Raw genomic sequence first — 13,462 nt, 5'->3', positions numbered from 1 at the left:
GTGCCATGGGGTCTGACGCCCCGTCTGCCTACGCTTGAGTAGGGGGCGGCAGCTCTGCCGGGTCGGACGGGTCCATGGGGGTGGAACGGATGGTGTCCTCGACGCCCCGTGACGGTGGCGGACAAGAGCAGGCCGCGCTGGACGAGATCGAGCTGGCCGGCGAGCTGATGATCGCCGCCGCCGCCGGGGAGGGCGAGCGGCTGGCGCCCGAGCTGATCGACGAAGTCCTGCTCGCGGGCGAGAACTGAGCCGGCGACAGCTGAGCGGCCGTCAGACGACCCCCGGTGAGCGGCCGCTGCCCGGGCCGGCCACCGGGAGCCGCCGGTGCCGGGTGCGGCGCCCCGGGCCTCAGGTGCGCAGCAGGCGGGAGATCGCGGCCGTGGCCTCGGCCACCTTGGCCTCCAGCTCGGCGCCGCCCTGCTCCGCGGCGGCGGCCACGCAGTGCCGCAGGTGCTCCTCCAGGAGCGAGAGGGCGAAGGCCTGGAGCGCCTTCGTCCCGGCCGAGACCTGGGTGAGTACGTCGATGCAGTAGACGTCCTCGTCCACCATCCGCTGGAGGCCCCGGACCTGGCCCTCGATCCGGCGCAGCCGCTTGAGGTGCTCGGCCTTGCGGGCGCTGTAGCCGTGGGGCCCGTGGCTGTCGCAGCACTGGCCCGCGTCGCCCGCGGCCTCGGTGGCCTCGGCGGCCGCCGGCGCGGTGGTCTGCTCGTGCGTCTCGGTGCTGGTCATTCGGCCCGCCTAGGTCTCGGTCTCCACCCGTCCACTGGGCTCAAGTGTCCAACACCCCGGGCCCGCCGGGTGTTCCTCCGTCCGAGCGGCGCGACCGGATCTCCGTGCGCAGGACGGACGCAATCCGGCCGACTTCCGTCAGACTGAGGGATCGTGACCATCACCCCGTTTGCGCAGTTCTGACGGCTTGCGCCTAGCATCGTTCAGTCCCTCCCCCGCACATCGGAGAATTCCGTGCGTTTTAGCCTGACCCCGAAGGAGACGAGCTTCTACGACATGTTCGCCGCGGCCGCGGAGAACCTCGTCGTCGGATCGAAGCTCCTGCTGGAACTGCTGGGTGCAGACGTGTCGGCCCGCGCGGAGATCGTCGAGCGCATGCGCGCCGCCGAGCACGCGGGTGACGACACCACCCACGCGGTGTTCCACCAGCTGAACTCCTCCTTCATCACGCCCTTCGACCGCGAGGACATCTACTCCCTCGCCTCGTCGCTGGACGACATCATGGACTTCATGGAGGAGGCGGTCGACCTCGTCGTCCTCTACGACATCCAGACCCTGCCCAAGGGCATCGAGCAGCAGATCGAGGTGCTGGCCCGGGCCGCCGAGCTGACCGCCGAGGCGATGCCCAAGCTGCGCACGATGGACAAGCTCACCGAGTACTGGATCGAGGTCAACCGGCTGGAGAACCAGGCGGACCAGATCCACCGCAAGCTGCTGGCCCACCTGTTCAGCGGCCAGTACGACGCCATCGAGGTGCTCAAGCTCAAGCAGGTCGTGGACGTCCTCGAAGAGGCCGCCGACGCGTTCGAGCACGTGGCCAACACGGTGGAGACCATCGCGGTCAAGGAGTCCTGACCCTCGTGGATACGGCTGCACTCATCGCCGTCATCGGCGTGGCCTTCTTCTTCACCTACACCAACGGCTTCCACGACTCGGCGAACGCGATCGCCACCTCCGTCTCCACCCGGGCGCTCACCCCCCGGGCGGCGCTGGCGATGGCGGCCGTGATGAACCTGGCCGGCGCCTTCCTCGGCACCGGCGTCGCCAAGACCGTCTCCGAGGGCCTGATCGAGACCCCGAGCGGTCAGCAGGGGATGGCCATCCTGTTCGCCGCACTGGTCGGGGCGATCACCTGGAACCTGGTCACCTGGTACTTCGGCCTGCCGTCCTCCTCCTCGCACGCGCTGTTCGGCGGCATGGTGGGCGCGGCCCTGGCCGGCGGCACCGAGGTGATCTGGCACGGCGTCATCGAGAAGATCGTCATCCCGATGATCGTCTCCCCGGTGGTCGGCCTGGTGGCCGGCTTCCTGGTGATGCTGGCCATCCTGTGGATCTTCAAGAAGGCCAACCCGCACCGCGCCAAGCGCAACTTCCGGGTCGCCCAGACCGCTTCGGCCGCCGCCATGGCCCTGGCGCACGGCGTCCAGGACGCCCAGAAGACCATGGGCATCGTGGTGATGGCGCTCACCATCTCGGGCCACCAGGGCGACTCCTCGATCCCGCTCTGGGTGAAGATCTCCTGCGCCACCATGCTCTCGCTGGGCACCTACGCGGGTGGCTGGCGGATCATGCGGACGCTCGGCCGCAAGATCATCGAGCTGGACCCGCCGCAGGGCTTCGCGGCCGAGGCCACCGCCGCGACGATCATGTACATCACGTCGTTCGTCTTCAAGGCGCCGATCTCCACCACCCACGTGATCACCTCGGCGATCATGGGCGTGGGCGCCACCAAGCGGATCCGCGCGGTCCGTTGGGGCGTGGCGAAGAACATCGTGCTGGGCTGGTTCATCACCATGCCGGCCGCCGCGCTGGTGGCGGCCGCCATGTACGGGATCGTCCACCTGCTGTTCGGCTGACGCACCGTCGGCCCGAAGGCGAAGGCCCGCCCCCACATCACGGGGGCGGGCCTTCTCTGACTCCGCGGCGGCACCGCCATGCAGCACCGCGAAGCAGTCAGGGGGTCCGTGCGGTCTAGCCGAAGCGACCGGAGATGTAGTCCTCGGTGGCCTGCACGGACGGGTTGGAGAAGATCCGCTGGGTGTCGTCCAGCTCGATCAGCTTGCCCGGCTGGCCGACGCCGGCCAGGTTGAAGAAGGCGGTGCGGTCGGAGACCCGGGCCGCCTGCTGCATGTTGTGGGTCACGATCACGATGGTGAACTGCGACTTCAGCTCGCCGATCAGGTCCTCGATGGCGAGGGTGGAGATCGGGTCGAGGGCCGAGCAGGGCTCGTCCATCAGCAGCACCTCGGGCTCGACCGCGATGGCGCGGGCGATGCACAGACGCTGCTGCTGGCCGCCCGACAGACCGGCGCCCGGCTTGTTGAGGCGGTCCTTGACCTCGTTCCAGAGGTTGGCGCCCTGGAGCGACTTCTCCACCACGCCGTCCAGCACGGACTTCTTCTTGACCCCGGCGAGCTTGAGCCCGGCCACCACGTTGTCGTAGATCGACATGGTGGGGAAGGGGTTCGGGCGCTGGAAGACCATGCCGACGCTGCGGCGGACGGCCACCGGGTCGACCGCGGCACCGTAGAGGTTCTCGTCGTCCAGCATCACCTTGCCCTCGACCCGGGCGCCGGGGATCACCTCGTGCATCCGGTTGAGGGTGCGCAGGAAGGTCGACTTGCCGCAGCCGGAGGGGCCGATGAAGGCGGTCACGGAGCGGGGCTCGACGGTCATCGAGATGTCCTCGATGGCCTTGGTGCTCCCGTAGTAGGCGGACAGTCCGCTGACGTCGATGCGCTTGGCCATGATCGTTCGTCTTCTCTCGTCTGTTCGTACGTCAGTCGGGGTGTCAGTGACCGGACTTGGGCGAGCGCCAGCGGGCGACGGCGCGGGCGATGAGGTTGAGCGCCATCACGAAGGCGATCAGCACCAGCGCGGCGCCCCAGGCCCGGGCGTACCCGAAGTCGTTGTTGGTCTGGTACTGCTGCCAGATGTAGAGCGGCAGCGACTGCTGCGGACCCTCGAACGGGTTCTCGTTGATGATGTCCGCGCCGAACACCAGCATCATGACCGGGGCGGTCTCACCGGTGATGCGGGCGACCGCCAGCATCACACCGGTGGTGATGCCGCCGATCGCGGTCGGCAGGACGATCCGCAGGATGGTCTTCCACTTGGGCACGCCCAGGGCGTACGAGGCCTCGCGCAGCTCGTTCGGGACGAGCTTGAGCATCTCCTCGGTGGAGCGGACCACGACCGGCATCATCAGGATGGCCAGGGCGAGGGAGCCCGCGAAGCCCGAGTACTGGAAGCCGAACAGGAGGATCCAGAGCGACAGGATGAACAGACCGGCGACGATGGACGGGATGCCCGTCATCACGTCGACGAAGAAGGTGACCGCCTTGGCGAGCCGGCCGCGGCCGTACTCCACCAGGTAGACGGCGGTCAGCAGACCGATCGGGGCGGCCATCAGGGTGGCCAGGCCGACCTGCTCCAGGGTGCCGATCAGGGCGTGGTAGAGACCACCGCCCGCCTCGGTCTGGAGCACGCCCTTCATGGAGTGGCTGAGGAAGTAGCCGTTCACCACGCCGATGCCCTGCTGCACCGTGTAGAAGACCAGCGCGGCCAGCGGCACCACGGCGAGCACGAAGGCCAGCCAGACCACCGAGGTGGCGAGGCGGTCCTTGGCCTGCCGGGAGCCCTCGACCTTGGTGGCGGCGGCGTAGGTGATGACCACGAAGAGCAGTCCGGCGATCAGGCCCCACTGGATCTTGCTCTGCAGCCCGGCACCGAGGCCGATGCCGACGCCGAGGGCGATCGAGAGGGCGGCGATGCCGGCCGGCGCCCAGGAGGGCAGCCGGTTGGCGGTCAGCCGGCGGCTCAGCCGCGGGGCGTCCGCCACGGGGGTCACGGTGGTGGTGCTCATCAGTTGGCCCCCGAGAATTCCTTGCGGCGGGCGATGATCATCCGGGCCGCGCCGTTCACCAGCAGGGTGATCACGAACAGGACCAGACCGGAGGCCATCAGCGCGTTCCGGCCGTTCTCACCGGCCTCGCCGAACTTCAGCGCGATGTTCTGCGCGAAGGTGCCGCCACCCGGGTCGAGCAGGTGCAGCGAGAGCACCGGGCTGGCGGAGAGCACGGTGGCCACCGCGATGGTCTCGCCGAGCGCGCGGCCCAGGCCCAGCATCGCGGCGGAGATCACGCCCGGGCGGCCGAACGGCAGCACCGCGGTGCGGATCATCTCCCAGCGGGTCGCGCCGAGCGCGAGCGCCGCCTCCTCGTGCATCCGCGGCGCCTGCTTGAACACCTCGCGGGAGACCGCGGTGATGATCGGCAGGATCATGATCGCCAGCACGATGCCGACGGTGAACAGCGAGCGCGGGGCGGCACCGGTCTTGGTGACGTCGAAGACGTACGTCCAGCCCAGGTACTCGTCCAGCCAGCTGGTCAGGCCCTCCATGTGCGGCACCAGGAAGAGCGCGCCCCACAGGCCGTAGACGATGGACGGCACGGCGGCCAGCAGGTCCACCAGGTAGGCGAAGGGCTGGGCGATCTTCCGCGGGGCGTAGTGCGAGATGAACAGCGCCACGCCGATCGCCACCGGCACCGCGATCAGCATCGCGATGATCGCGCTGACGATGGTGCCGAAGGTCAGGACGGCGATGCCGAAGACCGGCTTCGGCGCGTCCGGGAGCCACTCGAAGGTGGTGAGGAAGTTGCCCTCGTTGTGCCCGAAGGAGAGCGAGGAGCGGTAGGTCAGGAAGCCCGCGATGGCGGCCATGATGACCAGCAGCAGGACGCCCGAACCGCGGGAGAGGTTGAAGAAGATCTTGTCCCCGCGCCTGCTGTCACGCTGGCGGGGCCTACCCCGGTCCGTGACGGGGGGTGATGTGGTCATGGTGTTTCTCCGGTCTGGTGGTGCTGCCCAAGGAGGGCGGCACCATGGCGGCGGTGCCCCGGACTTGACGTGCTGTCAGCTGGTTCCGGCCGGGCAGCCCCGCCCCCCTCTTCGAGGGCTGCCCGGCCGGTGGATCAGGTGGATCAGGCGAGCGCGGAGACCGCGGTCTTCACCTTGGCGCTCAGCTCGGCCGGCAGGGCGACGTAGCCCTTGGCCTCGATGGCCTTCTGGCCGGCGTCGCTGATGGTGTAGCCGAGGAAGGCCTTCAGGGTGTCCAGCGTCTCCGGCTTGTTGCCCTTGTCGCAGACGACCTCGTAGGTGACCAGGACGAGCGGGTAGGAGCCCTCGGCCTTGGTCGCGTAGTCGAGCTTCAGCGCCAGGTCGCTGCCGGTGCCCGCGATCTCCGCCTTGGCGAAGGTGGTGGCGGCGTTGGCGGCGGTGGCCTCGACCGGCTTGGAGGCGCCGGTGGCGATCGCGGCCGACTTGAGGTTGTTGGTCTGCGCGTAGGAGAGCTCGGCGTAGCTGATCGAGTTCTTGACCTGCTTGACCTGCGCCGAGACGCCGGCGCTCTGCGCGGCGGACTGGCCGCCCTTGCCCGCCCAGGTCTTCGCCGGCTTGTAGGTCCAGGCGCCGCCCGAGGCCTTCTCGAAGTACTTGGTGAGGTTCTCGGTGGTGCCCGAGTCGTCCGAGCGGTGGATCGCCTGGATCTCGGCGTCCGGCAGCTTGGCGCCCGGGTTCAGGGCGGCGATGGCCGGGTCGTTCCACTTGGTGATCTGCGAGTCGAAGATCTTCGCCAGGCTCGGGCCGTCCAGGACGAGGTTGTCCACGCCGTCCACGTTGAAGATGATCGAGATCAGGCCGCCGACCATCGGCAGGTTGATGCCCTGGCCGGTCTTGCAGACCTCCTTGGAGGCGTCGACCTCGGCCGGCTTCAGGGCCGAGTCGGTGCCCGCGAAGGCGACCTTGCCCTGGTTGAACTGCTGGACGCCGGCGCCCGAGCCGCCGCCGCTGTAGGTGATGGTCGAACCGGAGCAGGCGGCGCCGAAGGCGACCTTCCACACGTCGATCGCGTTGCCCTGCGCGGTGGAGCCGGCGCCGAGCAGCTGGCCCGCCTTGCCGCAGTCGATCGCGGCCTTGGAGGCACCGGCCGCCGAGGAACCGCCGGTGGCGGGGGTGTTGTTCTCGTCGGAGCCGCACGCCGCGAGCGACAGCGAGCCAACGAGCGCCATGGCACCGATCGCGAGGGCCTTGGAGCGGCCGTTCCGCTGGAGCTTCACAGGGGTGTCCCTTTCTGTGGAAGGGCCCGTTCGGCCCTCCGGTGACACCGAAGTTAGGCCGGGTAGGTGACGCGTCAGCCGGTCACAAATGAACGGAGAGTGAACCGACGACGGACGGCGGGAAACACCGATCGGTAGTAACGGTTGCGTCACAGGCAGGGCGCGGCCAGGTCACCCGTGACGGTGCGTCACACCGAGCACGGAGAGCAGCGCGTCCACCAGCTCCCGGTCCCGGCCGTGCGACAGCCGTGCCCGCGCCTTCCGCGGCGACAGCCACTCCAGCCGGTCCACCTCGCGGTTGGGCAGGAACGAGCCGCCCGTCAGCTCCCCCGCCCAGTAGCGGACCTCCTTGGCCCGCCCGTGCGCCAGGTAGTGCTGGGCCGGCAGCTCCGCCCCCAGCACGCAGCTCAGCCCGGTCTCCTCCCGGACCTCCCGCAGCGCCGCCGCCCGCCAGCCCTCCCCCGGCTCCAGCTTCCCCTTCGGCAGCGACCAGTCGTCGTACTTCGGCCGGTGGATCAGCGCGATCCGCGGCTTCTTCCGCCGCTCCCCGTCCTTCTTCAACGGGCCCGGCCGCCACAGCACCACCCCGGCCGCCAGCACCGTCTGCCCGTGCCGCACCGCACGGCCCCGCACCGGGGGTACCGCCATCGTCAGGAACTCGCCCACTCGTGCCACCCGTGCTGCTGGAGGTTCGGCCACCGGCGGCCGAAGGCGTACCTCGCCGCCTCCACCTCCAGTCGTTGATCAGCATGCACCACGCCGAGCACGTAGGCCGTCGCCGGGGTGATCCGCGGCGTGCGCGCCGCCGTCGCCACCGTCACCGCGGCGTCCGCCGCGTCCTGGTGACGGTCCAGCACCTCGTCCACCTCGTCCAGCCCCGCCAGCCGCTCCCCGCACACCTCCAGGGCGTACCGGGCCCGCTTCACCAGGATCCGCACCCGCCCCCACGGCGCGTCGTCCGCCGCCAGCGCCGCGTCCGCGTCCACCTCCGCCGTCGGACCCGGCGCCTGCGACTGCCCCTGCGGCGGCACCACGCTCAGCCGGTGCAGCCCCTCGCCCCCGTACGGCGCCCGGGCCGGCGGCAGCGCCGCCACCCCCGCCGACAGCAGCTCCAGCGCCGCCACCGCCTGCCCCGCCAGCTCCGGCTGCGACTCCACCAACGGCACCTCGCCCGCCAGCAGCGTCATCCGGTCCGCCAGCGCGTGCAGCCGCGCCGACCGCAGCTCCTGCAGCAGCGTCGAGTGTGCCCTGGTCCGCGCCAGCGTCAGCTGACGCTCCAGCAGCGCCCGCGCCTTCGGCGCCCCCTGATGCCCCGCCAGCATCCCCGGCCGCCGCGGGTCCGTCTCGCTCAACGAGTCCAGCGCCGCCAGCAGCCGCGCCGAACGCCGCAGACAGCCCGGCTCCTGCGCCAGCAGCTCCAGCAGCCAGCGCAGCTCAGCCCTGGTCCGCTCCGCCCACTCCGGCTCGAAGCCCGCCGCGTAGGTGTGCAGCGCCCCGCCGATCCGCCGCACCGCGCGCAGCAGCTCGGCCGTCCCGGCCGCCGCCTGCCCGCCCGGACCACCCGGCAGCGTGCCCGCCCGGGCCCCGGCCTCCCCCACCACCAGCGGCAGCGCGCGCAGGAAGACACCCGCCTGGGCGGTCAGGTAACCCGTCAGGGCCTCCCCCGCCGGCTGGTCGGTCCGGGCGGTCGTCGGCAGATCCGTCATGCTGGTTCCTCGTCCCCCCGAGGCAAGTCCCCGCCGTACCGGGGATGGTGGTGCCGGTCCGGCCACCGCGTCACGGCGGCCGGACCGGACGGAGCAGGTCAGGCCAGGCTGCGGCGGCGCTGCCGGGAGTCGATCAACAGGTTCTGCACGTGCCGCAGCCGACGCCCCTCCGCGTCCTGCGAGTGCCTGGTCCAGCGGCCGTCCGACCCCAGGTGCCAGGACTCCGTCTCGTCCGACATCCCGAGGTCCACCAGCCCGGACAGCTCCGCCCGCTGCGCCGGGTCGGTCACCCGCACCAGCGCCTCGATCCGGCGGTCCAGGTTGCGGTGCATCATGTCCGCGCTGCCGAACCAGACCTCGGGGTCGCCCCCGTTGCCGAACACGAAGATCCGCGAGTGCTCCAGGAAGCGCCCCAGCACGCTGCGCACCCGGATGTTCTCGCTCAGCCCGGCCACCCCGGGCCGCACCGCGCAGATCCCGCGCACCCAGACGTCCACCGGCACCCCGGCCTGCGAGGCCCGGTACAGCGCGTCGATCAGCTCCTCGTCGACGATGGAGTTGACCTTGAGCTTCACGTGCGCCGGCCGGCCCGCCCGGTGGTGCGCGATCTCCTGGTGGATCCGGCCCACCAGCCCGTCCCGCAGCCCGCGCGGCGCCGTCATCAACCGCCGGTACGACTCCCGCCGGGAGTACCCGGAGAGCCGGTTGAAGAGGTCCGAGAGGTCCGCGCCGACCTGCGGGTCCGCGGTCAGCAGCCCCAGGTCCTCGTACAGCCTGGCCGTCTTCGGGTGGTAGTTGCCGGTGCCCACGTGCGCGTACCGGCGGAGCGTGTCGCCCTCCTGACGGACCACCAGCGAGAGCTTGCAGTGCGTCTTGAGGCCGACCAGGCCGTAGACGACGTGGCAGCCCGCCTCCTCCAGCTTGCGGGCCCACTTGATGTTCGCCTGCTCGTCGAAGCGCGCCTTGATCTCGACCAGCACCAGCACCTGCTTGCCGGCCTCGGCCGCGTCGGTCAACGCGTCCACGATCGGCGAGTCACCGGAGGTGCGGTACAGCGTCTGCTTGATCGCCAGCACGTCCGGGTCGTTGGCCGCCTGCTCCAGGAAGGCCAGCACCGAGGTCGAGAAGGAGTCGTACGGGTGGTGCAGCAGCACGTCCCGCTCCCGCATCGCCGCGAAGATGTCCGGCTGCGAGGCCGACTCCACGTCGATCAGCCCGCGGGCCGTCCCGGCCACGAACTTCGGGTACTTCAGCTCCGGCCGGTCCAGGTCGGCGATGCCGAACAGCCCGGTCAGGTCCAGCGGCCCCGGCAGCGGGAAGACCTCCGCGTCGGTGATGTTCAGCTCGCGCACCAGCAGGTCGAGGATGTAGGGGTCGATCGACTCCTCCACCTCCAGCCGGACCGGCGGACCGAACCGACGGCGCATCAGCTCCTTCTCCAGCGCCTTGAGGATGTTCTCGGTGTCGTCCTCCTCCACCTCCAGGTCCTCGTTGCGAGTGACCCGGAAGGCGTGGTGCGCCAGCACCTCCATCCCCGGGAAGAGCTCCTCCAGGTGAGCCCCCATCACGTCCTCCAGCGGCACGTACCGCTGCGGCGCCGCCTCCAGGAAGCGGGACAGCGACTGCGGCACCTTGACGCGGGCGAAGTGCTTGTGGCCCGACACCGGGTTGCGCACCACCACGGCCAGGTTGAGGCTCAGCCCGGATATGTACGGGAACGGGTGCGCCGGGTCCACCGCCAGCGGCGTCAGCACCGGGAAGATCTTCTGCCGGAAGAGCGAGTGCAGCCGGGACTGCTCCTTCTCCGCCAGCTCCGACCAGCGCACCAGCTCGATGCCCTCGGCCGCCAGGTCCGGCAGCACCTCCTGCTGGAAGGTGGCCGCGTGACGCGCCATCAGCTCCCGCGAGCGGGTCCAGATCTGGTCCAGCACCTCGCGCGGCTGCAGGCCCGAGGCCGAGCGCTGCGCGACGCCGGTGGCGATCCGGCGCTTCAGGCCGGCCACCCGGACCATGAAGAACTCGTCCAGGTTCGAGGCGAAGATCGCCAGGAACTTGGCCCGCTCCAGCAGCGGGATCTGCGGGTCCTCGGCCAGCTCCAGGACGCGCTCGTTGAACGCCAGCCAGCTCCGCTCCCGGTCCAGGAAGCGACCCTGCGGAAGCTCGTCCAACTCCTCGTCCTTCGACGGCTCTCCCTCGGCCAGCACCAGGGAGGGCGGCAGGGCGGTGGACTCCTTGGTATCGGTGGTGGAGACGGGACGGGGGATGCTCATGGGCTCCAGCTCCTCCAGCAGGACGGTCTCCGAGCGACCGGTCGCCCGGGGGCGGGGCACTGCTGACTTCATCCTGTGATCTTCGCGGCGAGAATTTAATCCACGGTAAACACCGCATGGCCAGGAGGAAAGCTGAGTCCGTCGCCCCCGTGGCCGGACTCAGCCCCGCGGCGCCTGCTCCGTGTGCAGGCGGTACATCAGGTCCACCTCGTGGACGGTGAACCCCTGCCCCTCGTACACCCGCACGGCGGCGTGGTTGTCGGCGTCCACGTACAGCAGCACCGTCGGCACCTTGCGGTCCTCGGCCAGATGGCGCAGGCCCGTCGCGGTCAGCGCCTTGCCCAGTCCGTTCCCCTGCTCGGCCGGGTCGACACCGACCACGTACACCTCGCCGAGCCCGTCCGGGTGCACCTTGGTCCAGTGGAAGCCCACCACCCGCTCGGCCCCGTCCCCGTCCTCGCGGACCGCCAGGAAGAACCCGCTCGGGTCGAACCACGCCTCCGCCTGACGGTCCGCCAGGTCCCGCTCCGTCCAGCTGCCCTGCTCGGGGTGGTGCGCGAAGGCCAGCGCGTTCAGCGCCAGCCAGGCCGCCTCGTCCCGCCCCGGCCGGAAGGTCCGCACCGTCACGCCCGCCGGGAGCACCGGCGCGGCCGGCACCGGCTCGGCCGGCTTGCGCATCTGCCGCAGCTCGCGCACCAGCTCCGCTCCCCGCTCCTCGGCCAGCCGGGCCGCACCCGGGTGGCCGCCGTGCGCCCAGAAGTCCACCGCCCGCCCCGGCCCCGCCGCCGCCAGCACCGCGTCCAGCAGCGCCCGCCCGTGGCCGCGCCGACGCAGCTCCGGATGCACCGCGAACTCGACCGTCGCCGTGCCCTCGCCCACCTCGAGCTGCGCGTACCCGGCCGGCTCGCCGGCCTCGCCGCGCTGCACCAGGTGCGTCACCCCGGCCCGGGGCTCCGCCACCCGCAGCCTCAGCCGGCCCGCCTCCGAGACCGCCTCGCGGCCGTCCGCCTCCGCGGCGGCGGTCAGGACGACCCGGGCGGCGGCGAGCTCGTCCTCGGTCAGGGCAGCGTTGGTCAGGATCTCCATGCAGCCGACCTTACGCGGCGGGCGGGCCGCAATGCGGTGGTCCCGGCAGGCCGGTCCTGATTGAGTGTCAGGTCCAGTGCGGAACAACGGAGGAGTCGGCGATGGAGAAGGCCGTACAGCGCTCACGGGTGGCGGCGTACGTGGTGTGCGTGGACGAGGAGGACCGGATGCTGCTCGCCCGCGGCCGGCTCGGCGACGGCAGCCACGAGTGGACGGTGCCCGGCGGCGGCCTCGACCACGGCGAACCGCCGCAGCTCGCCGCCGTCCGGGAGGCCGAGGAGGAGACCGGCTACCTGGTCGAACTCGACGCCCTGCTCGGCGTCGACTCCCGGCACCGCCTCAACCCGCCGTTCCTGTCCGGACCGCCCACCGACTTCCACAACCTGCGGATCGTCTACTCCGCCCGGGTGGTCGGCGGCGAGCTGCGCCCGGAAACGGACGGCACGACCGACCTGGCCGCCTGGATCCCCCTCGGCGAGATCGCCGGCCTGCCCCGGGCCGACCTGGTCGACGTCGCCCTGGCCCTCCACCGCGACCGGCCCGCCCTCGGCCTGGTCGACCTCGGCCCGGCCGAGCACGCCTGAGCCCGCGCCCCCGCTACTTGCTACTTGCTCCAGCCGGTCTCGGCCAGGAACCCGACCAGCAGGGCGGCAGTCTCCTCGGGCCGCTCCATGGCCGGCAGGTGACCGGCCCACTCCAGGTCCAGCCGGCGGGAACCCGCGATCAGACCGGCCAGCTTGTCCGAGACGCCACCGAACTCCGGGAAGTCGTGGGCCCCGGTCACCAGCAGGGTCGGCGCGGTGATGTCGGCCGGGGACGACTCGTACTCGATCCCCTCCACGTCACCCGCGGCCAGCTGCACCTCGAAGGCGTGCCGCTGCATCTGACGAACCGTCGCCCGGGCGTCGTCACCGGCGTCCGGCCCCAGCCAGGTGGTGACATTCAGGTCGGTGGCACCCGCCACGTCCCCCGCCGCCAGCAGCTCGTTCTCCTTCGCCCAGAACACCCGCAGCCCGTCACCCGGCTCGAGCCCCGCCGCCGCGGTGCAGAGCAGCCCGAGCGCCCCGACCCGCTCCGGGAACCGCGCCGCGAACTCCAGCGCCACCGCCCCACCACCCGACGCCCCCACCAGAGCGACCCGGTCGACCCCCAGCTCGGCCAGCACCTCCACCAGGTCGTCCGCATCGTTGTAGGCCTGGTCCGCCGCCGGGCTCTCCCCGAACCCCCGCAGATCGACCCGGACCACCCGGTGCCCGGCCTCGGCCAAGGCGGCCAGCTGGCCGTCCCACATGCGGCGGTCGCAGACGGTGGAGTGGAGCAGGAGAACGGCCGGGCCGGCGCCGGTGGTGTCGTAAGAGATCGTCATGTGCGCAACACTAAAGATCATGCGGAAAGCACGCATCCGGTTATTTAGCCCGGAAATGCGAAAAGGCCCCCCGGCATGGCCGGGAGGCCTTTTCTGAATGATTGTTCGGCGGCGTCCTACTCTCCCACAGGGTCCCCCCTGCAGTACCATCGGCGCTGTGAGGCTTAGCTTCCGGGTTCGGAATGTAAC

General features: G+C 71.1%; 14 protein-coding genes and 1 rRNA gene. 4 read left to right on the top strand and 11 right to left on the bottom strand.

Going from position 1 to position 13,462, the window contains the following annotated elements; all coding sequences use genetic code 11:
* Window positions 1-89 precede the first annotated feature (89 nt).
* Window positions 90-248: a hypothetical protein gene (locus ACWEPF_RS21980; protein ID WP_345286834.1), complete on the top strand. Its 159-nt coding sequence runs from the start codon at window positions 90-92 to the stop codon at window positions 246-248.
* Between the two features lie 100 nt (window positions 249-348).
* Here the strand turns inward: ACWEPF_RS21980 and ACWEPF_RS21975 are convergent, their stop codons facing one another.
* A complete protein-coding gene (locus ACWEPF_RS21975; protein ID WP_345286832.1) occupies window positions 349-729 on the bottom strand; it encodes a metal-sensitive transcriptional regulator in 381 nt (126 codons plus the stop codon).
* A gap of 234 nt (window positions 730-963) precedes the next feature.
* On the opposite strand from ACWEPF_RS21975, the gene ACWEPF_RS21970 reads away from it, so the two are divergent.
* The gene (locus ACWEPF_RS21970; RefSeq protein ID WP_345286831.1) at window positions 964-1,584 is read left to right on the top strand and encodes a DUF47 domain-containing protein; all 621 of its coding nucleotides are present in this window, start codon (window positions 964-966) and stop codon (window positions 1,582-1,584) included.
* Window positions 1,585-1,589: 5 nt separating this feature from the next.
* Window positions 1,590-2,585, top strand: coding sequence for an inorganic phosphate transporter (locus ACWEPF_RS21965; protein ID WP_345286830.1), 996 nt, complete (start codon window positions 1,590-1,592; stop codon window positions 2,583-2,585).
* A gap of 115 nt (window positions 2,586-2,700) precedes the next feature.
* Here ACWEPF_RS21965 and pstB read toward each other — a convergent pair whose 3' ends face one another.
* The 8 genes from pstB to mshD form a co-directional block, all read right to left on the bottom strand.
* Window positions 2,701-3,477, bottom strand: coding sequence for a phosphate ABC transporter ATP-binding protein PstB (gene pstB, locus ACWEPF_RS21960; protein WP_452173845.1), 777 nt, complete (start codon window positions 3,475-3,477; stop codon window positions 2,701-2,703).
* A gap of 43 nt (window positions 3,478-3,520) precedes the next feature.
* Complete coding sequence (gene pstA, locus ACWEPF_RS21955) at window positions 3,521-4,594, bottom strand: phosphate ABC transporter permease PstA (protein ID WP_452173844.1); 1,074 nt, start codon at window positions 4,592-4,594, stop codon at window positions 3,521-3,523.
* Window positions 4,594-5,568 carry a phosphate ABC transporter permease subunit PstC gene (gene pstC, locus ACWEPF_RS21950; protein ID WP_452173843.1) on the bottom strand — a complete coding sequence of 325 codons (975 nt, stop codon included), beginning with the start codon at window positions 5,566-5,568 and terminating at the stop codon, window positions 4,594-4,596. Before pstC ends, pstA begins: the two co-directional genes overlap by 1 nt.
* A 143-nt stretch (window positions 5,569-5,711) precedes the next feature.
* On the bottom strand, window positions 5,712-6,845 hold the full coding sequence (gene pstS, locus ACWEPF_RS21945; protein WP_452173842.1) for a phosphate ABC transporter substrate-binding protein PstS: 1,134 nt from the start codon (window positions 6,843-6,845) through the stop codon (window positions 5,712-5,714).
* A 171-nt stretch (window positions 6,846-7,016) separates the two neighbouring features.
* Window positions 7,017-7,493 (bottom strand): NUDIX hydrolase, encoded by a 477-nt coding sequence (locus tag ACWEPF_RS21940; RefSeq protein ID WP_380149464.1) that lies wholly within the window; start codon window positions 7,491-7,493, stop codon window positions 7,017-7,019.
* Window positions 7,494-7,495: 2 nt separating this feature from the next.
* The gene (locus ACWEPF_RS21935; RefSeq protein ID WP_452173841.1) at window positions 7,496-8,551 is read right to left on the bottom strand and encodes a CHAD domain-containing protein; all 1,056 of its coding nucleotides are present in this window, start codon (window positions 8,549-8,551) and stop codon (window positions 7,496-7,498) included.
* Window positions 8,552-8,649: 98 nt separating this feature from the next.
* Window positions 8,650-10,893: an RNA degradosome polyphosphate kinase gene (locus tag ACWEPF_RS21930; protein ID WP_345286816.1), complete on the bottom strand. Its 2,244-nt coding sequence runs from the start codon at window positions 10,891-10,893 to the stop codon at window positions 8,650-8,652.
* A gap of 87 nt (window positions 10,894-10,980) precedes the next feature.
* Window positions 10,981-11,907, bottom strand: a complete 927-nt coding sequence (gene mshD, locus ACWEPF_RS21925; protein ID WP_452173840.1) for a mycothiol synthase — start codon at window positions 11,905-11,907, stop codon at window positions 10,981-10,983.
* A gap of 101 nt (window positions 11,908-12,008) precedes the next feature.
* On the opposite strand from mshD, the gene ACWEPF_RS21920 reads away from it, so the two are divergent.
* Window positions 12,009-12,491: an NUDIX hydrolase gene (locus ACWEPF_RS21920; RefSeq protein WP_452173839.1), complete on the top strand. Its 483-nt coding sequence runs from the start codon at window positions 12,009-12,011 to the stop codon at window positions 12,489-12,491.
* Window positions 12,492-12,511: 20 nt separating this feature from the next.
* On the opposite strand, the gene ACWEPF_RS21915 is transcribed toward ACWEPF_RS21920, so the two are convergent.
* Together ACWEPF_RS21915 and rrf are read right to left on the bottom strand one after the other, a co-directional pair.
* The gene (locus tag ACWEPF_RS21915; protein ID WP_452173838.1) at window positions 12,512-13,273 is read right to left on the bottom strand and encodes an alpha/beta fold hydrolase; all 762 of its coding nucleotides are present in this window, start codon (window positions 13,271-13,273) and stop codon (window positions 12,512-12,514) included.
* Between the two features lie 103 nt (window positions 13,274-13,376).
* Window positions 13,377-13,462 (bottom strand): 5S ribosomal RNA (rrf, locus tag ACWEPF_RS21910); the annotation flags it as partial.

It is taken from the genome of Kitasatospora sp. NPDC004289, assembly GCF_053602875.1.
This window is presented reverse-complemented; position numbering and strand designations above follow the sequence as displayed.